At 40.1% G+C, this 22135-nt stretch carries 15 protein-coding genes; 14 read left to right on the forward strand and 1 reads right to left on the reverse strand.

Annotated features, from left to right (window positions below; genetic code table 11):
- Nucleotides 1-37: 37 nt before the first annotated feature.
- From EUBELI_RS03530 to hemW, 3 genes are read left to right on the forward strand one after another with little or no spacing between them, the layout of a single operon-like run.
- Nucleotides 38-805, forward strand: coding sequence for an N-acetylmuramoyl-L-alanine amidase family protein (locus EUBELI_RS03530; protein ID WP_012738980.1), 768 nt, complete (start codon nucleotides 38-40; stop codon nucleotides 803-805).
- A complete protein-coding gene (gene lepA / locus EUBELI_RS03535; protein ID WP_012738981.1) occupies nucleotides 805-2619 on the forward strand; it encodes a translation elongation factor 4 in 1815 nt (604 codons plus the stop codon). The genes EUBELI_RS03530 and lepA overlap by 1 nt, the downstream gene beginning before the upstream one ends.
- Entirely contained in the window at nucleotides 2609-3766 is a 1158-nt protein-coding gene (hemW, locus tag EUBELI_RS03540; protein ID WP_012738982.1) for a radical SAM family heme chaperone HemW, read from the forward strand. Before lepA ends, hemW begins: the two co-directional genes overlap by 11 nt.
- Before the next feature lie 54 nt (nucleotides 3767-3820).
- On the opposite strand, the gene EUBELI_RS03545 is transcribed toward hemW, so the two are convergent.
- Complete coding sequence (locus EUBELI_RS03545; RefSeq protein ID WP_012738983.1) at nucleotides 3821-4606, reverse strand: helix-turn-helix domain-containing protein; 786 nt, start codon at nucleotides 4604-4606, stop codon at nucleotides 3821-3823.
- 266 nt (nucleotides 4607-4872) lie between these two features.
- On the opposite strand from EUBELI_RS03545, the gene EUBELI_RS03550 reads away from it, so the two are divergent.
- From EUBELI_RS03550 to EUBELI_RS03605, 11 genes are all read left to right on the forward strand, one after another.
- Nucleotides 4873-6621 carry an ammonium transporter gene (locus tag EUBELI_RS03550; RefSeq protein WP_012738984.1) on the forward strand — a complete coding sequence of 583 codons (1749 nt, stop codon included), beginning with the start codon at nucleotides 4873-4875 and terminating at the stop codon, nucleotides 6619-6621.
- Nucleotides 6622-6899: 278 nt separating this feature from the next.
- Nucleotides 6900-10460, forward strand: coding sequence for a pyruvate:ferredoxin (flavodoxin) oxidoreductase (nifJ, locus tag EUBELI_RS03555; RefSeq protein WP_012738985.1), 3561 nt, complete (start codon nucleotides 6900-6902; stop codon nucleotides 10458-10460).
- Between the two features lie 554 nt (nucleotides 10461-11014).
- Nucleotides 11015-11749: a hypothetical protein gene (locus EUBELI_RS03560; protein WP_012738987.1), complete on the forward strand. Its 735-nt coding sequence runs from the start codon at nucleotides 11015-11017 to the stop codon at nucleotides 11747-11749.
- A 210-nt stretch (nucleotides 11750-11959) separates the two neighbouring features.
- The gene (locus tag EUBELI_RS03565) at nucleotides 11960-13696 is read left to right on the forward strand and encodes an ABC transporter ATP-binding protein (RefSeq protein ID WP_041688016.1); all 1737 of its coding nucleotides are present in this window, start codon (nucleotides 11960-11962) and stop codon (nucleotides 13694-13696) included.
- 67 nt (nucleotides 13697-13763) lie between these two features.
- Nucleotides 13764-14729: a porphobilinogen synthase gene (hemB, locus tag EUBELI_RS03570; RefSeq protein WP_041688522.1), complete on the forward strand. Its 966-nt coding sequence runs from the start codon at nucleotides 13764-13766 to the stop codon at nucleotides 14727-14729.
- Between the two features lie 41 nt (nucleotides 14730-14770).
- Nucleotides 14771-16045 (forward strand): glutamate-1-semialdehyde 2,1-aminomutase, encoded by a 1275-nt coding sequence (gene hemL, locus EUBELI_RS03575; protein WP_012738990.1) that lies wholly within the window; start codon nucleotides 14771-14773, stop codon nucleotides 16043-16045.
- Nucleotides 16046-16069: 24 nt separating this feature from the next.
- The gene (gene hemA / locus EUBELI_RS03580; protein WP_012738991.1) at nucleotides 16070-17287 is read left to right on the forward strand and encodes a glutamyl-tRNA reductase; all 1218 of its coding nucleotides are present in this window, start codon (nucleotides 16070-16072) and stop codon (nucleotides 17285-17287) included.
- 8 nt (nucleotides 17288-17295) lie between these two features.
- Complete coding sequence (hemC, locus tag EUBELI_RS03585; RefSeq protein WP_012738992.1) at nucleotides 17296-18183, forward strand: hydroxymethylbilane synthase; 888 nt, start codon at nucleotides 17296-17298, stop codon at nucleotides 18181-18183.
- A 3-nt stretch (nucleotides 18184-18186) separates the two neighbouring features.
- Nucleotides 18187-19017, forward strand: a complete 831-nt coding sequence (locus EUBELI_RS03590) for a uroporphyrinogen-III synthase (RefSeq protein WP_012738993.1) — start codon at nucleotides 18187-18189, stop codon at nucleotides 19015-19017.
- A gap of 513 nt (nucleotides 19018-19530) precedes the next feature.
- Nucleotides 19531-20463, forward strand: a complete 933-nt coding sequence (cysK, locus tag EUBELI_RS03600; protein ID WP_041688018.1) for a cysteine synthase A — start codon at nucleotides 19531-19533, stop codon at nucleotides 20461-20463.
- Nucleotides 20464-20602: 139 nt separating this feature from the next.
- Entirely contained in the window at nucleotides 20603-22018 is a 1416-nt protein-coding gene (locus EUBELI_RS03605; RefSeq protein ID WP_041688020.1) for a spore germination protein, read from the forward strand.
- Nucleotides 22019-22135 lie beyond the last annotated feature (117 nt).

A 22135-nucleotide genomic window follows, 5' to 3' on the forward strand; every position in this document is an offset into this window, starting at 1 on the left:
TGGACAATAGTACAAGAAATATTAATGGAGTACTATAATGAGAGGTCATAAGACATTTAGAATTGATAAAATATTTGGTCTGGCTACTCTTGTCTGTATGCTGGTATTGGCTTTGATGGTTTATAATGATTTTTTTAAGTCAGTCAGTATAAGTACTGGTACAGAGAAAGAAACGCAGAATGAAACCAGAAATAATAACGGAATTGATAAAACAGAGAAAGAGAGTAAGCCTGCCAAAAACATAACTGTATGTCTGGATGCTGCGAAAGGCGGAAAAGACATGGGGCTTAGTTCCAATGGAAAGAAAGAGAAGAATATAACTCTTGATATGGCTCTTGCTGTTAAAGAAAAGCTTGATATACAAGGGATAAATGTTGTTCTTACAAGAACTTCTGATACAGATGTAACTGATGAAGCAAGAGTAAATACATGTAATAAATCATCAGCTAATATAGTTGTTTCTTTAAGAATGAATTCATACAATAACGATACTTCTGTATCGGGAGCAGAGAGTTATATTCATACTACAAAGCCTGTGGAGGCAGCAGAATTATCAAGAAAAATACTTGCAAGCCTTGAGAAATCGGTGGGTATCAAGAACCGTGGAGTAAAGGCTGGAACAGTTGCAGATGCAAAGGATAATTATTATATTAATGCCCATAGCAAATGTACAAGCACAATAATAGATATTGGCTTTATAACTAATGCATCAGATTTAAAGAAAGTAACAACTGATAAAGATAAGACAGCACAAGCCATAGCAGATGGCATAACAGATTATTTAAAACAAGCGGGGTTATATTAATGGCAGGAATTAATCAGAAGAACATAAGAAATTTTTGTATTATTGCACATATTGATCATGGTAAGTCAACACTGGCTGACAGAATTATTGAAAAAACCGGACTTCTCACATCAAGAGAAATGCAGGAACAGATTTTAGATAACATGGATCTTGAAAGAGAAAGAGGAATTACAATTAAAGCACAGACAGTAAGAACTGTATATAAGGCATCAGATGGACAGGAGTATATATTTAATCTTATTGATACTCCGGGACATGTTGACTTTAATTATGAGGTTTCAAGAGCACTTGCTGCCTGTGACGGTGCTATACTTGTAGTAGATGCGGCACAGGGGATTGAAGCACAGACACTTGCTAATGTATATCTTGCATTAGACCATGATCTTGATGTATTTCCTGTAATTAATAAGATTGACCTTCCAAGTGCGGAGCCTGAAAGAGTTATAGAAGAGATTGAGGATATTATAGGAATTGAGGCACAGGATGCGCCACTTATATCAGCCAAGAACGGAATTAATATTGAAGAGGTTCTTGAACAGATTGTAACTAAGATTCCGGCACCATCAGGAGATGCATCTGCACCACTTTCAGCACTTATATTTGATTCGTTATATGATGCATATAAGGGTGTTATTATATTTGTAAGAATTAAAGAAGGTACTGTCAAGAAGGGTACTAAGATAAGAATGATGGCAACCGGAGCAGTAGAAGAGGTTGTTGAGGTTGGATACTTCGGTGCAGGCCGCTTTATCCCATGTGATGAGCTTACAGCAGGAATGGTTGGTTATATTACAGCAAGTATCAAGAATGTAAGAGATACAAGAGTCGGTGATACAGTTACTGACAATGACAGACCGTGTGAGCAGCCGCTTCCGGGTTACAAGAAAGTTAATCCTATGGTTTACTGTGGATTATATCCGGCAGATGGCGCCAAGTATCAGGATTTACGAGATGCACTTGAAAAGCTGCAGCTTAATGACGCAGCCCTGCAGTTTGAGCCGGAGACATCTATTGCACTTGGATTTGGCTTCAGATGTGGATTCTTAGGACTTCTTCACTTAGAGATTATACAGGAACGACTTGAGAGAGAATATAATCTTGACCTTGTAACAACCGCACCGGGCGTTATATATAAGGTTCACAAGACGAATGGAGATGTAATTGACCTTACTAATCCGTCTAATATGCCGGACCCGTCTGAGATTGATTATATGGAAGAGCCTATGGTAAGTGCTGAGATTATGGTTACAACTGAATTTGTCGGACCTATTATGAAGCTTTGCCAGGAAAGGCGTGGCATATATAATGGAATGGAATATATTGAGCAGACAAGAGCACTGCTTAAGTATGACCTTCCTCTTAATGAGATTATATATGATTTCTTTGACGCGCTTAAATCCCGTTCAAGAGGTTATGCATCATTTGATTATGAGATGAAGGGCTATGAGCGCTCTAAGCTTGTCAAGCTTGATATTCTTATCAACAAAGAAGAAGTTGATGCACTTTCGTTCATTGTATTTGCAGGCAATGCTGAGGAGAGAGGTCGTAAAATGTGCGAGAAGCTAAAGGAAGAGATTCCAAGACAGCAGTTTGAGATTCCGATTCAGGCAGCTATCGGAAGCAAGGTAATTGCGAGAGAAACTGTCAAGGCACTCAGAAAAGATGTACTTGCAAAATGTTACGGTGGTGATATCTCAAGAAAGAAGAAACTTCTTGAGAAGCAGAAGGAAGGAAAGAAGCGTATGCGCCAGATTGGTAATGTAGAGATTCCACAGAAGGCGTTTATGAGCGTATTAAAGTTAGATGATGAATAAAACATATGAAAAAGGGATATATATACATATCCCTTTTTGTGTACACAAATGTATATATTGTGATTTCCTGTCTGCTCCGGCTGGTGATGCTGTAAAATATGCATACACTAGGGCACTTATTAATGAAATCAGAAATACAGCGGACAGGCAGGTAAAGGATAAGATAACATCCATATTCTTTGGCGGAGGTACTCCGTCTGTACTGCCTGATGGCTGTATAGCTGACATATTATCGGCTGTCAGGGATTGCTTTGATATTTCGGATGATGCCGAGATAACAATGGAATGTAATCCGGGAACTGTTAATGAAAGCAGGCTTTCAGAATACAGAGCCGCAGGAGTGAACAGGTTAAGCTTTGGCTTACAGTCTGCTGATAATAATGAATTAAAAATGCTTGGGCGAATACACACATTTGAACAGTTTGAAGAAAGCTTCAGACTGGCAAGGGATGCAGGCTTTAATAATATTAATGTTGACCTTATGTCGGCTATTCCGGGGCAGACTGAAGCAACTCTTGAAAATACATTTGACAAGGTGATGGCATTACAGCCGGAGCATATATCGGTGTATAGCCTTATTCTTGAGGAAGGCACTTATCTGGCTGATAATATTGATAAGTTTCCGCCGGTTCCTGATGAGGAAGAGGACAGGCGTATGTACCATATAACGAAGCAGATTCTTGAGAATGCAGGGTATGAAAGATACGAAATATCCAATTACAGCAGACCGGGCTTCGAATGCAGGCATAATCTTCTGTATTGGAACAGAGGAGAGTATTATGGCTTTGGGTGTTCGGCAGCAGGATTTACAGGGAATGAGCGGTATTCTGACATAAGGGATGTCAGGGAGTATATAGAGCTTAACGGTGATATAGGAAAACTTCATGAAAATATTGAAATTCTGACGAAAGAAGATGCAATGGAAGAATTCATGTTTCTCGGCCTTAGAAAGGTGGCAGGAGTTGATGTGAAGGATTTTCAGAACAGGTTCGGAGTTTCAATTAATGATGTCTATGCGAAAGAAACAGAGCGGAATATTAATAAAGGTCTTCTTGTAAAGCGGGGAGATATGTTAAGGCTTACTGAATATGGCATGGATATATGTAATACAGTGATGAGTGATTTTATATTAACTGATGGAGATTAAGAAAAGCAGGTGGTAGTCTGATTGTAAAGATTGTCACCTGCTTTAGTGTGTATATCAGAAATTCTTAATGAGTTTTATGTACTGCTTAGGAGTCATTCCCATAAATGTCCTGAATTCTCTCTGGAAATGTGCCTGGTCTGAATAACCAGCACCTTCGATAAAGAAGCTGTTATCACGGTCAGGGTCAGCAATTATGGCTGCAAGGACATTCTGGAATCTGTACATTTTGATAAAATCCTTCGCACCAATACCATAGACTTCGTTGTAAAGCCTTGATATATGTCTTACAGAATATTCTGATTCTGCTGATAATTCTGCAACTGTGCCGGCACCTGAATATATAAGCCTGTTAAGTTTCTCAATATTTTCAGAAACAGGGCAGAAGGTCTTGCAATCTGTAACAAATGCTTTAAAAAGTCTAATTCTGTCTTTAAAGGAGGAAGAATTGTGAAAATCCTTTATTAGCTGCATTTCATACGATTGAGAGGCTGGCTCATAACGGAATATATTATCTGTAATGTTGACGGGATAAGTCTTAATATCACAGCCTTTATTAAAGTAGCAGCCAGTGTTGTCGAATCTTATCCCGAAATAATGGTCAAATTCTTTAAGAGACAGTGTTGTAAATATGTTCTGGCATCCGATACATATGAATTCAGATATGTCATTATTATCGTTGTAACATATTATCCATTCTGTAGTGGATGATGGAATAAATGAGATGTTAAGGATGGTATTAGTTTTATCTGCTTCGTAAAAATGCATATGCTTAACTGCTTTTGTGTCTGTAAGAACATTTTTATGCATGTCAATTCCAAATGGCTGTATCATATGTTTCATAAATTGTCTCCTCTAAAAGTTTATTTATTAAAATAATATTAAGAAAAAATTAAAAAGTCAATAAAAATGTCCGATTTTTTCAATAATTATTGAAAATGGCGAGTATAATGAACAACATGAATTGAACAGTGATGTACACAAAGGCGTGTAAGCAGTTTGGGAAAACTGCCTACACGCCTTTTTTGCATTCTGTTTAATCAGGTACAGAACCTGATCAACTCTGTTACCGGCAATTAAATTAAAAAGAATTTCTGATTAGGGAGGAAATGGTTATGCAAGAGATTTTATCAGCGGTAGATGCCGAATTATTCGGTGTGTGGTTCCTTATAGGTGCAGCTCTTGTTTTCTGGATGCAGGCAGGCTTTGCAATGGTAGAAACAGGATTCACAAGAGCAAAGAATTCAGGTAACATTATTATGAAGAATCTGATGGACTTCTGTATTGGTACAGTAATGTTCGTTCTTATTGGATTCAGTTTCTTATTAGGTGAGGATTTACTTGGTTTTATTGGAAAGCCTGGTTTTGATATCTTCACAGCTTACAAAGATTTTGATTTTTCTAGTTTCGTATTTAACTTAGTATTCTGTGCTACAACAGCTACTATTGTTTCAGGTGCCATGGCTGAGAGAACAAAGTTCTTATCATATTGTGTATACTCAGCAGTTATCTCAGCACTTATCTATCCAATAGAAGCTCACTGGATCTGGGGCGGGGGCTGGCTTGCACAGTTAGGCTTCCATGATTTTGCAGGTTCTTGTTGTATTCACATGGTTGGTGGTATTTCAGCTCTTATTGGTGCTAAGATTCTTGGACCTCGTATTGGTAAGTTTGAAAAGGATGCTAATGGTAAGGTTATAAAGGTAAATGCTTTCCCAGGACACAATATTCCACTTGGTGCACTTGGTGTATTTATTCTGTGGTTTGGCTGGTATGGATTTAACGGTGCAGCAGCAACAACAATTGAAGATTTAGGCTCTATTTTCCTTACAACAACAGTTGCTCCTGCAGTAGCTACAGTAACATGTATGATATTCACATGGATAAGATATGGTAAGCCTGATGTTTCAATGTGTTTAAATGCTTCACTTGCAGGTCTTGTTGGTATAACAGCTCCTTGTGATGTAACAGATGCATTTGGTGCAACAATGATAGGTATTGTTTCTGGTCTTTTAGTAGTATTCGGCGTATGGCTTCTTGACTACAAGCTTCATGTTGATGATCCTGTAGGTGCTGTAGCAGTACATATGATGAATGGTATCTGGGGTACAATTGCTGTTGGCCTTTTTGCAACAAGCTCAGCTCCGGGATATGCAATTGCTTTAGAAGGTGGTTCAATTAAGGGCGAAGGTCTTTTCTATGGCGGTGGATTCACACAGCTTGGACTTCAGTTATTAGGATTTGTATCAGTTGCAGCATGGGCAGTTGTATGCATGGTGATTGTGTTCACAGTAATTAAGGCTACAATCGGACTCAGAGCTTCTAAGGAAGAAGAAATCAGAGGCCTTGATATTATGGAGCATGGCCTTTCAAGTGCTTATGCAGGATTTGAATTCGGTGGTATGGACTTTGTTGACGGTGATGTTGATGTAATCGGTTCAGAATCAATGGAAGCTTCTGTACCTGCTCTTGTTAAGACATCTGATGCAGGTGATGGCAAGAAGATTACCAAAGTTGAGATTCTTATGAAGCAGGAGAGATTCGAGAGATTCAAGAAGGCCATGAACGATATCGGAGTTACAGGTATGACAGTTACACAGGTTCTTGGATGTGGTACACAGAAGGGTGCTCCTGAATATTACAGAGGTGTTCCAATGGATATCCAGCTTCTTCCTAAGACACAGGTTGAGATGGTAATATCTTCAGTTCCTGTAATGGATGTTATCAATGCTACAAGAAAGGCTCTCTATACAGGTCATATCGGTGATGGTAAGATTTTTGTATATGATGTTGAGGATGTAGTAAAGGTAAGAACCGGAGAATCAGGTTATGATGCACTTCAGGGTGAAGACGATTAATATAATGATTTATTAATAAAATGTAGTAATAATAAGAATATGTAAATCGTGGAACTGGACTTTTCCGATGCTTGGACATTGGAAAAGTCCAGTTTTTAATGGCATTGTATTGATTTTAATAATGAAATAAGCATGAAATCTCACATTTATGCCTTTACTTTTGGAGATAAAGATAATAAAATATTAAGTAATATGTAGGGACGTATAATGTATATCTGATTTTATTATGTCGGGTACATTTATGCCGCCTAAATTTTCTTAAGGAGGAAATATTTATAATGGCAAGACAGAAACAGTCAATGGATGGTAATACAGCCGCAGCTCATGTAGCTTATGCTTACACAGAAGTAGCTGGTATCTATCCTATCACACCTTCAAGTCCAATGGCTGATGTAGTTGATACATGGTCAGCTCAGGGACTGAAGAACATTTTTGGTAACACTGTTAAGGTAGTAGAGATGGAGTCAGAGGCAGGTGCTGCAGGTACAGTACATGGTTCTTTAGCAACTGGTGCTTTAACTACAACATTTACAGCTTCACAGGGTCTTCTTCTTATGATTCCTAACATGTACAAGATTGCTGGAGAGCAGCTTCCATGCGTATTTGATGTATCAGCTCGTACAGTATCTACACATGCTCTTAATATCTTTGGTGATCACTCAGATGTTTACGCCTGTCGTCAGACTGGTTTCGCTATGCTTTGCGAGACTAACCCACAGGAAGTTATGGATTTAAGCCCAGTTGCACATTGTGCAGCACTTGAAGGCAAGACTCCTTTCATTAACTTCTTCGATGGATTCCGTACATCACATGAGATTCAGAAGATTGAGAAGTGGGATTATGAAGATCTTAAGGATATGTGCCCAATGGATGCAGTTGATGAATTCAGAGCACATGCACTTAATCCTAACCACCCAGCAGCCCGTGGTTCACATGAGAATGGAGATATCTTCTTCCAGCATCGTGAAGCATGTAACTCATTATATGATGAGCTTCCGAATGTTGTTGAGAAGTACATGGGTAAGGTTAATGAGAAGCTTGGTACAGACTATGATCTCTTTAACTACTACGGAGCTCCAGATGCAGACAGAGTAATCGTTGCTATGGGTTCTATCAATGATGTAGCAGAAGAAGTTATTGATTATTTAACAGCTAAGGGTGAGAAAGTCGGACTTGTTAAAGTAAGACTTTACCGTCCATGGTCATCTAAGCATCTTCTTAAGGTTATTCCTAAGACAGTTAAGAAGATGGCAGTACTTGACAGAACTAAGGAGCCAGGTTCTCTTGGTGAGCCACTTTACCTTGATGTTGCAACTACTCTTCGTGAGGCAGGACTTAACGACATTGTATTAGTAGGCGGCAGATATGGTCTTGGTTCTAAGGATACACCACCTTCATCAGTATTTGCTATTTATAAGGAACTTGAGAAGGACGAGCCTAAGAGCAGATTTACAATCGGTATTGTTGATGATGTAACTAACTTAAGCTTACCAGAAGTTAAGCCAGCTCCAATTACATCAGCTCCTGGTACAGTTGAATGTAAGTTCTGGGGTCTTGGTGGAGATGGTACAGTTGGTGCTAACAAGAATTCTACTAAGATTATTGGTGACCACACAGATAAGTACATTCAGGCATACTTCCAGTATGATTCTAAGAAGACAGGTGGTGTCACAATTTCTCATTTAAGATTTGGTGATAACCCAATTAAGAGTCCATACTATATCAATCAGGCAGACTTCGTAGCATGCCATAACCCATCATATGTTATTAAGGGTTATAAGATGGTTCAGGATGTTAAGCCAGGCGGAATCTTTATGATTAACTGCCAGTGGTCTGATGAAGAACTCAACCAGCATATGCCAGCAGAAGCTAAGCAGTATATCGCTAAGAACAATATCCAGCTTTATACTATCAATGCTATTGATAAGGCTATTGAAATTGGTATGGGTAAGAGAACTAACACAATCCTTCAGTCAGCTTTCTTCAAGCTCGCTAATGTAATGCCTATCGATAAGGCTGTTGATTACATGAAGCAGGCAGCTAAGAAGTCTTACTCTAAGAAGGGTGATGCAGTAGTAGAGATGAACTATAAGGCTATTGATGCCGGTGTTGATGCTGTACATAAGGTAGAAGTTCCAGCAGACTGGGCTACAGCTACTGATGATAAGAAGGCAGCAGACAGAACAGGTCGTCCAGCTACAGTTAAGATGGTTAACGAACTCCTTGATCCTATCGGATTAATGGATGGTGACAGCCTTCCAGTATCTGCATTCAAGGATATCGCTGATGGTCAGTTTGAAACAGGTGCTTCTGCATATGAGAAGAGAGGAACAGCAGTTATGGTTCCAGAGTGGGATCCTACAGCCTGTGTTCAGTGTAACAGCTGTGCATTTGTATGTTCACATGCTACAATTCGTCCATTTATCCTTTCAACAGATGAGGTAAATGCAGCACCTTCTAATATTAAGCTTGCAGATTCTAAGCATGCAATTGATAAGACAATGAAGTACACAATGTCAGTATCTCCATTAGATTGTATGGGATGTGGCGAGTGTGTTACTGTCTGCCCTAAGGCTGGAGAAGCTATTAAGATGGTTCCACAGGAATCTCAGGCAGACGAGCAGCCAGTATTCAACTACTTAGTAGAGAATGTTGGTAAGAAGGAGATTACTCCTGCATTAGTTAATGGTCCTATCGGATCACAGTACAACCAGCCACTTCTTGAATTCTCAGGATCATGTGCAGGTTGTGCAGAGACATCTTATGCAAGATTAATTACACAGTTATTCGGTGAGCAGATGTATATTTCTAACGCAACAGGTTGTTCTTCAATCTGGGGAAATCCAGCAGCTACATCACCTTATACAGTTAATAAGGATTCTAAGAAGGGACCAGCTTGGTCTAACTCACTTTTCGAGGATAATGCAGAGCATGGTTTCGGTATGTACTTAGGACAGAAGACTTTAAGAGATCAGCTTATTGCCCAGGTTGAGGAAATGGCTGCATCTGATAAGGCATCTGATGACTTCAAGGCAGCAGCAGCTAAGTACTTAGAGACAAAGAATGATACAAAGGCTAACACACCAGCAGCTGATGCTCTTATTGCAGAGTTAGAGAAGGCAGCTAAAGATGGTTGTCCAGTAGCTCCACAGATTTTAGCTAAGAAGAATTTCCTTGCTAAGAAGTCTGTATGGATCTTCGGTGGTGATGGATGGGCTTATGATATCGGTTTCGGTGGTCTTGATCATGTACTTGCTTCTGGTGAGAATGTTAATGTATTCGTATTCGATACAGAGATGTACTCTAATACAGGTGGACAGGCTTCTAAGGCTTCTAACATCGGTGAGGTTTGCCAGTTCGCTGCAGCAGGTAAGGAAATCGGAAAGAAGAGCCTTTCAGAAATTGCTATGACATACGGTTATGTATATGTAGCACAGATTGCTCTTGGTGCTAACCCGGCTCAGGCTGTTAAGGTTATTCAGGAAGCAGAAAGCTACAATGGACCATCACTTATCATTGGTTATGCTCCTTGTGAACTTCACGGTATTGCTAAGGGTGGTATGAACCACTGCCAGGATGAGATGAAGAAGGCTGTTAAGGCTGGTTACTGGAACCTCTTCTCATTCAACCCAGCACTTAAGGCTGAAGGAAAGAATCCATTCACACTTACATCTAAGGAAGGTGATGGAACATATCAGGATTTCCTTAATAACGAGGCTCGTTACACAAGACTTGTTAAGCCATTCCCAGAAAGAGCAGAGAGACTCTTTGCTAAGTCTGAGGAAGTTGCTAAGGAAAGATATGATCACCTTACAAAGCTTGTTGAACTTTACAAGTAATTAATATACAGCTTAATAAAGTGTATGATTGCTCCCGCAGGGCTTGTTCCTGCGGGAGTTTTTTGTGGTGGGGAGAAGATAGGAAAATTGTGGGAAGTAAGGGTGTAAAGTTAAACTTTTTGAGAGAGGGATTCGTATATATATGTAGAAGAAAAGAAAAGCTGTGGCGGATTGGACATTGAAGCAGAGTGAAGGCAGGTTGAAGTCCAAAAGGAACGAGAAAGAGAGGCGGATTGGACGTTGACGCGGTTGGGAGACAGGTTGAAGTCCAAAAGGAACGAGAAAGAGAGGTAGATTGGACGTTGAAGCGGAGTGAGCCACGGAGGAAGTCCAAAAGGAGTGAGAAATAGAGGCGGATTGGACATTGACGCGGTGGAAGCCACGGAGGAAGTCCAAAAGGAACAAGAAAGAGTAACAGGCTGATCTATGAAACGGAGAGAAGATAGGAGGTATCTTATGAAGAAGAAAGAATATAATGATACTTTATATAAATAACTTGATAATCAAACTAATATGTATTATAATTTGAAAATCAAAATAATTGGAGGCTCAAATTGAATACAAATATTATAAATAAGAAAAAGTTAATTACAAGTATTATTTTTAAGGCAATATCGCTGATTGCTTCGGTGTATGGTCTTGTATTTACGATTGACAGTATTAAGTCATTCACATTTTTTACAACGCTGTCTAATGTGGCACTTGATATTGTACTTGCAGTATTTATTGTGCTTGATGTTATACTGCTCACTAAGGGAAAGGATTATAAGAACAATGGGTTGTACATACTCAAATTCCTTATGACTCTTTCAATTACACTGACATGTCTGGTGTATATGATTATTCTTGGACCAACTTCCGAGGACGGACTGATTGGTGCATATCTTAATAAATATGCAGGAAGTCTTGGGGTACATTTAATTGGTCCGGTATTTGCGATTGCAGATTTCCTTGTGTTTGATAAGGAATTTTCGGCAAAGAAAATATATGCAATATATGCAGTTATTCCACCGCTTTGCTATGTTGCATTCGTATACATTCTGGCTGCATTGGGCGTAAGATGGTATGATACAATGACAGCACCTTATAACTTCCTTAATTATGCTGCACCAGCAGGCTGGTTTGGCTGGGATTTAAGCCAGATGGGGTCTGAATCACTAGGAATCGGAGTTGTGTATATGATTGTGGTTCTGTTGCTTATATTTATTGGAATTGGACTTTTATATCTTGCAATTAACGGAGCAGGCAGAGAAGCTAAGGCACAGAAAGCAGAACTTGTGAGCGAGTAACCGGATAGAGGTATTGAAAATGTGACTTAGAAGTTGCGATATAGAAGAACGTACAATTTATAATAGAATATAGAAGGTTAAAAATGTCCGGCATGCGATTTAAAATGAATTGCATGCCGGACATTTTACATACTTTTTCATTGTCTTACTTTATGTTATAATATCGGGCAGGAATTGAAGAAGATTAAATATAGAAAACAGGAGAAGATTATGAAAGAGAATCTTAAGAAGCTGGCTAAATACTATAAGCCGTATTTAGGCACATTTATACTTGACATGATACTGGCGATGATGTCAGCAGCGGTGGCACTTGTGATACCACTTGTTGTAAGGTTCATTACATCAAAGGTCGCATATATGAGTGCCAATGAAGCACTTTCAAGAATTATGATTATTGTTGCGGTGCTGTTTGTGCTGGTGCTTATACAGTGGGGATGTAACTACTATATATCTAATTATGGGCATGTAATGGGCGCAAAGATTGAGTACGATATGAGGGCAGAGATATTCAATCATTATCAGAAGCTGTCATATTCATTCTATGATGACCAGAAGGTTGGACAGTTATTATCAAGAATAACATCAGATTTGTTCGATATTACAGAGCTTTTGCATCATGGACCAGAGAATATAACTATTTCACTAATTAAGATAATTGGTGCATTATGCATATTAAGTTCGATTGACTTAAGACTTACGATTGCCGCATTTGTGCTGATTCCTTTTATGCTTGTGTTCGCGTATGTGCTTAACAAGCGCATGAAGAGAGCATTTAAGAGAAACAGGGTAAGAATAGGTGAGATAAATGCACAGATAGAGGACAATCTGTCTGGAATAAGGGTCGTCAAGTCATTTGCAAATGAAGATATTGAATGTGAGAAATTTAAGAAAGGCAATGACTTGTTCCTTGAATCTAAGAGAGACAGCTATCATTATATGGGAATGTACAATGCGGGACTTACTGCATTTACAACAATGATAAATGTAATTGTAATTGCAGCAGGCGGTATTGGAATTGCAAAGGGCTGGGTAAATATTACGGATTTCGTTACATTTTTACTGTATATAAATATATTTACGGAGCCGGTTAAGGTGCTTATTGATTTCACAGAGCAGTTCCAGAATGGCTATTCGGGTTACGAAAGATTCTTAGAGATTCTTTCAGTAGAGCCGGAAATAGCTGATAAGCCTGACGCAAAGGAACTTACTGATGTGAAGGGTGCAATAACATTTGAAAATGTGTCATTCAGATATAAGGACGGCGTGGACGAGGTGCTTTCGGGGGTTAATCTGTCAGTAAGACCGGGAGAATATGTTGCACTTGCAGGTCCTTCGGGAGTTGGAAAGACAACACTCTGCTCGCTTATTCCAAGATTTTATGAGGTGACGGGCGGTTCTATTAAGATTGACGGAACAGATATCAAAGATGTTACGCTTAAAAGCCTGCGTGACCATATCGGAGTTGTACAGCAGGATGTGTATCTGTTTATGGGTACAATTAAAGAGAATATAAGATATGGAAAGCCAGATGCTACAGACGAAGAAGTAATTCAAGCGGCAAAGCTTGCAAATGCGCATGATTTTATTATGAGCTTTGAGAACGGATACGACACAGATATCGGACAGCGCGGAGTCAAATTGTCAGGCGGTCAGAAGCAGAGACTGTCAATTGCAAGAGTATTCTTAAAGAATCCGCCAATTCTTATATTTGATGAGGCGACATCAGCACTTGATAATGAGAGTGAGCAGATTGTACAGGAATCACTTGAGAAGCTGGCTAAGAACAGAACCACATTTGTAATAGCACACAGACTTACAACTATTGAAAATGCGGAGGAAATCCTGATGCTTACTGACGAGGGCATCAAGGAGAGAGGAACTCACGAAGAACTTATGAAGCTTGATGGTGAGTATGCAAGAATGGTTAAGATACATAGCAGAACATAACATACCAGTTTACAATGTTTATATGCAATGCTATTATATAGGAAACGTTGGAAGGAAGATGATAATCATGGACAGAACAAGAAGATTAAGAATGAATGCGACATTAAGAGATATGGTAAGAGAGAATCATGTAAGGGTGGACGAGCTTATATATCCTGTATTTGTTACGGAGGAGAACGATGTAATACAGGAAGTGCCGTCAATGCCGGGAATATGTCAGTATTCGCTTGACCATGTTCTTGAAGAAATCGGACGTGCTGTAGAGGTTGGAATTAAGGGAATTCTGCTTTTTGGAATACCTGTACATAAAGATGAGGTCGGAAGTGAGGCGTATGACGAGAAAGGTGTTGTGTGCAGGGCAATCCGCCTTATTAAGGATGCTTATCCAGAGCTTGTTATCATGGCTGATGTGTGCCTGTGTGAGTACACATCACATGGACACTGCGGACTTGTAAAAGATGGCGTTATATTAAATGATGAGACACTGCCGCTTCTTGCAAAGGCGTCAGTTGCTTATGCAAAAGCGGGGGCAGATATAATTGCACCGAGTGACATGATGGATAAGAGAGTTGAGGCAATCAGAAATGCACTTGATGAGGCAGGACTGGTTAATATTCCTATATGTTCATACAGTGCCAAATTTGCATCAGGATATTACGGACCGTTCAGGGATGCCGCACATTCAGCACCGGAATTTGGTGACAGAAAGACATATCAGATGGATCCGGCTAATGGAAAAGAAGCGTTAAGGGAAGTTGAAGAAGACATATTAGAAGGTGCAGACATGATTATTGCAAAGCCGGCCCTCGGATATATGGACGTTATGAAAGAGATAGCGCTTAACTTCAATATTCCAATTGTCGCTTATAATGTAAGCGGTGAGTACGCGATGGTTAAGGCAGCAGCAATGAATGGCTGGATTGATGAGAAGAAGATTGTAATGGAGAATATGACAGGCTTTAAGAGAGCCGGAGCTAAGATGATAATTACATATCATGCTATAGATGTGGCAAAATGGTTAAAGGAAGAGTAACATTTTTAGCAGTATTAAATTAAGCAGGAGGAGCTGGTTTTATGAATGAAGAGATGTCAAATGATTTATATGAGAGAGCAGTAAAACATATGCCGGGTGGTGTAAACAGCCCTGTCAGGGCATACAAGGCAGTTGACAGAGTGCCAAGATTCATAGCTTCTGCCAAGGGAGACAGAATTACTGATGTAGATGGGAATGAAATGATTGACTACATATGTTCATGGGGACCGGGAATATTAGGCCATGCACATGACAGAGTAATTGCAAAGGTTAAGGAAGCTGCGGAAGCAGGCCTTACATATGGTGCACCAACCAAGAGAGAAGTTGAGATGGCAGAGCTTATATATGAGCTTATTCCTACAATGGAGGTGAGCCGTCTTGTAAGTTCAGGAACAGAAGCCGTTATGAGCGCAATCCGTGTGGCAAGAGGCTACACCAGAAGAGATAAGATAATTAAGTTCAGAGGCTGTTATCATGGACATTCTGACGGACTTTTAGTAAAAGCCGGTTCAGCAGCACTTACAACATCAGTTCCGGACAGTGCAGGAGTTCCTGCGGATTACACTAAGAATACACTTGTAGCAGAGTACAATGACTGCGATTCTGTGAAAGAGCTTTTTGATAACAATAAAGATGAAATAGCTGCGGTAATAGTCGAACCAGTTGCAGCTAACATGGGAGTTGTGCTTCCAAGACATGGATTTCTTGAATTCTTAAGAGACATAACTAAGGAAAATGGAAGTCTTCTTATATTTGATGAGGTAATAACAGGCTTCAGACTTTCAATTGGCGGAGCACAGGAGTACTTTAACATAAAGCCAGATCTTACAACTCTTGGAAAGATTGTAGGTGGGGGTATGCCAGTCGGCGCATATGGCGGACGAGCTGACATTATGCGAATGGTAAGTCCTGACGGTCCTGTATATCAGGCAGGAACATTGTCAGGCAATCCAATTGCAACAGCAGCAGGCTTAGAGACTTTAAGAATCTTAAGAGATAATAAGGACATATACGACAGACTTGAGACTAAGACAAAGCGTATTGCTGACAGTGTAAGAAAATGTGGAGCCGGAAGGGTATCGGTTAATCAGATTGGTTCACTTATGAGTATATTCTTTACACCAGATGCAGTTGAAGATTATGACAGTGCAGTAAAGTCAGACACTAAGAAGTATGCAGAATACTTTGGACATATGCTTGATAACGGAATATACATTGCACCATCACAGTTTGAGGCAATGTTCGTATCAGACGCACACACTAATGAGGATATCAACCGTACAATAGAGGTTATGGAAGAATTCTTCAGGAAATAATTCGGATAATAAGTGGGAATACAGATGCAGTTAGGATATGTAGGAATTAATTATAAGAATACAGACCTTTCAGTAAGGGACAAGATTACATTCACAGACAGCGGGATAGCAGACTTTATGCAACAGGCAGAGGAAGCAGGTGTGAAACAGTGCATGTGCCTTTCAACATGCAACAGATGCGAAGTGTTTTATTTGTATGAGGATGAAACATTTGTACAAGTAATGTCCGATTTATTCAATGATTATTTTGGACTTACTGATACTAAATTAGCCGGTGTCAAATGTGGTGAAGAAGCACTGGTATATCTGTTTTGCATAGCCGCCGGACTTGAAAGCATGGTGCTTGGAGAGGATCAGATACTAGGCCAGTTAAAGGATGCGGCAGACCTTTCAAGAACGCTTGGACACAGCGGGAAAGAACTTAATTATATAGTAAGAGAAGCGGTAAGCTGTGCAAAGCGGATTAAGACAGAGTACAAGGTAAGTGAAAAACCAGTATCTGTATGCTATGTCGGTATTCAGGAGTTAGACAGAGTATGTGGTATATCAGGAAAGCACGCGCTTGTTATAGGAAGCGGCAAAACAGCAGCTCTTGCCATAAGATATCTGGCAGAATATGGCGCTGATGTAACAGTGTGTTCAAGAACTTATCAGCATGCGAAGGCGTTGCTTAAGGAGTTTTCACAGATTGAGGTTATTGCATATGATAAGAAAACAGAAGCACTTAAAAGCAGTGATATAGTTGTCTCAGCGACTTCATCACCTCATCTGGTGATTAAATGTGCTGAATTATCAGGGGGTAAAAAGATGACACTTCTTGATCTTGCTGCACCAAGAGATATAGAAAAATCGGCAGGTGACATTTTTGGAGTTACTCTTATTGACCTTGACAGGATAGGTGGGATTGTGAAGTCTAATCAGAATGAGAGGGCACATTTGTTAAAAGAAAGCCAGTGCGTGATTGATGAATATATAGCGGAAACAAAGAAATGGCTCACATCAAGCAGAATGGATACAACTATCCAGTCGCTTGGCAAAAAATGTGATGAGATAGTACAGGATAGCTATGATTATCTTAACCGCAAGATTGACCTTTCAGACCATGACAGGGTAATCTTAAAGAAGATTCTTAAGTCGTCATTACACAGATTGTTAAAAGAACCGATTGAAGAATTGAAAAATGTGGAAGAAAATGAACAGCAGCAGTATAAAGACATGGTGGAGAGACTGTTTGGCTTGTAGGGAGGATTATGCATTACAGAATAGGAACGAGAGGTTCGAAGCTGGCACTTGTCCAGTCGGAATATGTTAAGAGAAGAATGGAAGAGGCGTATCCTGAGGATACATTTGAACTTGTTATAATTAAGACAACAGGCGACAAGGTTACGGATAAGCCACTTGCTGCGATTGGAACTAAGGGGTTTTTTGTAAAGGAGATTGAGGAAGCGCTTCTTTCAGGCAGCATTGATATGGCGGTTCACAGCATGAAGGATATGCCGGCTGAATGTGCGGCTGGACTTACATTTGCAAAGGCGTGGAAACGAGAGGATTGCAGAGATGTACTTATATTAAAGACTGCAGGAAGTTTTTCAGAACTTCCTTCTGGTGCGGTTATAGGTACTGGGAGCCTCAGGCGTGCATGCCAGCTTGCAATGCTGCGTCCTGATATCCAGTTTACTGCTATCAGGGGAAATGTTGATACAAGAATTAACAAACTTATGGACGATTCATACGGACTTGATGGAATTGTGCTTGCGGCAGCAGGACTTAACAGACTTGGCAGATCATCTGAGATAACAGAGTATCTTGACCCGGAGGTCGTTATTCCGGCACCGGCACAGGGAGTTCTTGCGATTGAGACTGCAGAGGTGAATACAGAACTTCTTGATAAGATAAATGCTTTGTCAGATGATAATTCTGATAGAGAAGCTGTTGCTGAAAGAACATTTTTAAGATTAACAGGCGGCGGCTGTCATGCCCCGGTTGGCGCACACTGTGTGACAAAGGATAACGGTGACCTTCGAATGGTTGTGTTATTTGGTAATGATGATTGCAGCAGGATTCTTAGAATTGAGGTTACAGGAACTGACAGCGAGGCGGTTGGCCACGAAGCAGCCCGTATGCTTGGATTGGAGTAGATTGTGGGTAAATACATATATACATATATTGAAAACGGACAGATGTACGATAAAAGCCCTTCCTTTGCAGAATTACTTGCAAAGGAGGGGCTTTCCTGCGAAAAAATAGTGACTGGCAGGATTGGTTATATTCGTGTGGAGAATCTTTTGGAAAAGATAAAAGATGCACAGTGGCTTGTGTTTACAAGTAAAAATGCTGTGGCTGGGTTTGCTTATAATATGGGGAAGATGGCTTGTGAAGGCGAGCCGGATTGTGATGGTGTGTTGAATGGAGACAGTGTTGAAGCTTTTGGTGTGAGGAGCGGGTTTCCTGACGGTATTAAGATTGCGGTAGTCGGCAATAAAACTAAAGAAGCTCTAAGAACGGCATGCGGTTTTGAGGCAGACTTTGTATCATATAAATCTACAGGCTTGGAACTTGGAAGGAGTCTGATGAATATTGCAGCCGGCAAGATTGTATATCTGTGTGCCGAAGTCACAAGCGGTTCACTTGAGGAAGCTATGAAGGAGTATGAAAACTTAATTAAGATTCCAGTATATAGGAATGAATATGTTGATACATATGCAGAGTACGAAATGAAAGATATCAGTGATGTCTCAGGAATAGCTGTTACCAGTGGCAGCAGCGGTGAGAGAATAAAATGGCTGATTGACAGGCTTGGTGAGTCAGGTGAAGTCCCAGTGTTCAGCATTGGCCCTGCCTGCAGCAGAAAGCTTTTTGAGGCGGGCGTGAAAAAGAATAGGATAATTGAAGCTTGTGAGCATAGCTATAGCGGGCTGGTGGAAGCGATTAAGAAGTCAGCGGGGAAGCCGGAAGCGGGAATTGGACGTTAGAGCAGAGAGCGGCACGGATGAAGTCCAAAACTGGGAAGCCGGAAGCGGGAATTGGACGTTAGAGCAGAGTGAGGCACGGAAGAAGTCCAAAACTGGGAAGCCGGAGGAGTGGATTGGACGTTGAAGCAGAGTGAGGCAAGGAAGAAGTCCAAAACCGGGAAGCTGGAAGCGTGGATTGGACGTTGAAGCAGAGTGAGACACGGAGGAAGTCCAAAATCGGGAGTCCGGGAACGTGGATTGGACGTTAGAGCAGCAAAAGGCACGGAAGAAGTCCAAAACCGGGAAGCCGGAGAAGTGAATTGGACGTTAGAGCAGCGGAAGGCACGGAAGAAGTCCAAAACTGGGAAGCCAGAAACGAGAATAAAGAAAAATAAAAAAGTACTGTACAAATCAGAATCATTGTCCTATAATAACATATAAAAATAGTATGTTTATGTACTGCATATACATAACACCTGATTCATGAATTGATATTAGAAAATGTGGAATAATACCACAAGAAAAGAGGATTGTATGGGAAAGATATATAAATCAGCAGCAGATTTAATAGGTAACACACCACTTGTAGAAGTCGGACATATTGAAGAGAAGTTTGGACTTAAGGCAAGAGTACTTGTTAAGCTTGAATATTTTAATGCAACAGGAAGCGTTAAGGACAGAGTTGCAAAGGCAATGATTGAAGATGCAGAGAAGAAAGGAATTCTTAAGCCGGGCGCAACAATTATTGAGCCTACATCAGGCAATACAGGAATCGGACTTGCTGCCATTGCAACAGCAAAGGGCTACAGAACAATAATAGTTCTTCCAGAGACTATGAGTGTCGAAAGAAGAAATATTATCAAGGCATATGGTGCAGAGATTGTACTTACTCCGGGTTATAAAGGAATGACAGGTGCTATTGCGAAGGCAGAAGAATTAAAGAATGAGATTGAAGGCAGCATGATTGCAGGACAGTTTGTTAATCCTGCTAACCCGGATGCACACAGAAGAACAACTGGTCCAGAGATATGGAATGATACGGATGGAGAAGTTGACGCATTTGTTGCAGGTGTTGGTACAGGAGGAACAATTACAGGTGTTGGTGAATATCTTAAGTCTAAGAATGACAAGATTGAGATAATTGCAGTTGAGCCTGCAACTTCACCGGTACTTTCACAGGGCAAGCCAGGACCACATAAGATTCAGGGAATTGGAGCAGGTTTTGTTCCAGAAATTCTTAACACTAAGATATATGACAGCGTAGTTCCAATCGATAATGATGACGCATTCGAGTATGCCAGATTGATATCACACACAGAGGGAATTCTGGTTGGAATATCGGCAGGTGCAGCACTTTACGCAGCAATCGAGTGGGCTAAGAAACCAGAGAACGAAGGTAAGACAATCGTTGCACTGCTTCCAGACAGCGGCGACAGATATTACTCAACATCACTTTTTGAGAACTAATAGCAGAATAAATGTGTCAAATGTGGACATTCTATAAGGGCAGGGCGTAAGTCCTGCCCTTTTCGTGCTTTGACAGGGTTAGTGAAATTGAGAGTTGATTCAGAGTGCGGTTGAAAATGTGCAGGTGAAAGGAGTAAGTATGACTGATTTTACAACTAACATAGACATGAATGTCCGCATGATGAATGAAAAGTTAAGAGTGGACAGGAATTTTGACATTCTGCAAAGAGATGTATTAATAGGTGGGAAGAGAACACATTTTTATTTTATAGATGGATTCGTACAGGAAGAAACAATTGAAAAACTGGTGCAGTTTTTTTATTCATTGAAAGAATCGGACATAAAGGATATAGATACATTCTTAGAAGTCGGAATGCCATATACAGAGATTGAAAAAAACGGACATTACGACGAGGTGGAGAAGGCATTTCTTTCAGGACAGACAGTCATGATAATAGATGGCTTTGATGAATGTATACTTATTGACTGCCGTACTTATCCGATGCGTTCAGTTACAGAGCCTTACAAAGACAAGGTTCTGCGTGGCTCAAGAGACGGATTTGTTGAGACACTTGTGTGCAATGCGGCACTTTTAAGAAGAAGAATAAGGGATAGCCGCTTTTCAATGGAAATGTATACTGTAGGGGAACGCTCCAGGACAGATGTTGCTGTGTGCTATATTGATGATAAGGTTGATAAGAAGCTGCTTGAAAGAATTGAGAATCTGATAAGCAGCATAGAGGTTGAGGCGCTCACTATGAATATAGAGAGCCTTGCGGAATGTATGTTTAAGGGAAAATGGATTAATCCGTTTCCTAAGTATAAATATTCCGAAAGACCCGATACCGCTGCAGCAGCACTTTTTGATGGAAATATAGTTATTATGGTAGATACATCACCTGCAGTAATGATAATTCCAACAAATGTATTTGATATAATAGAAGAAGCAGATGATTTTAATTTTTCGCCAATGATAGGAACTTATATAAGACTGTCGAGGTTCTTCTTTACATTGCTTACGGTTTTTCTTACACCTGTATGGCTTTTGCTTGAGAGCAATCCACAGTGGGTGCCTGAATGGCTGAAATTCATAACGATAAGTGAGAATATAACGGTTCCGGTTATATTGCAGCTTTTTATTCTTGAACTTGCAGTTGACGGGCTTAAGCTGGCGGCGGTCAATACGCCAGGAATGCTGTCGACACCTTTGAGTATTCTTGCAGGTATTGTTGTGGGAGAATACGCTGTGGAGTCCGGGTGGTTTAATTCAGAATCGCTTCTTTATATGGCAGTTGTAACGGTTGGAACTTACTCACAGGCAAGTTTTGAGATGGGATATGCATTAAAATTCATAAGAATAGTCAATCTGATTCTGGTGCAGTTCTTTGGAAGAATCGGACTTCTGGCAGGAGCCATATTTGCGATAGTGCTTGTATGCTTTAACAGGACAATATCAGGGAAAAGCTACATTTATCCGGTGATACCTTTTAACAGCCAGATGTTTAAAAGAAAAATTCTTCGGGTACGACTGCCACACAAAATAAAAAATAACTAGCAATATATGGCGTATTAAGTGTTAAAATATGACTTAACACGCCATATATTGCTAATTAATTGCAAATGTGATACAATACAAAAAACATTTGAATAAGATATATAAGATATATAAGAT

Source organism: [Eubacterium] eligens ATCC 27750 (assembly GCF_000146185.1).
GTDB classification, from domain to species: domain Bacteria; phylum Bacillota; class Clostridia; order Lachnospirales; family Lachnospiraceae; genus Lachnospira; species Lachnospira eligens.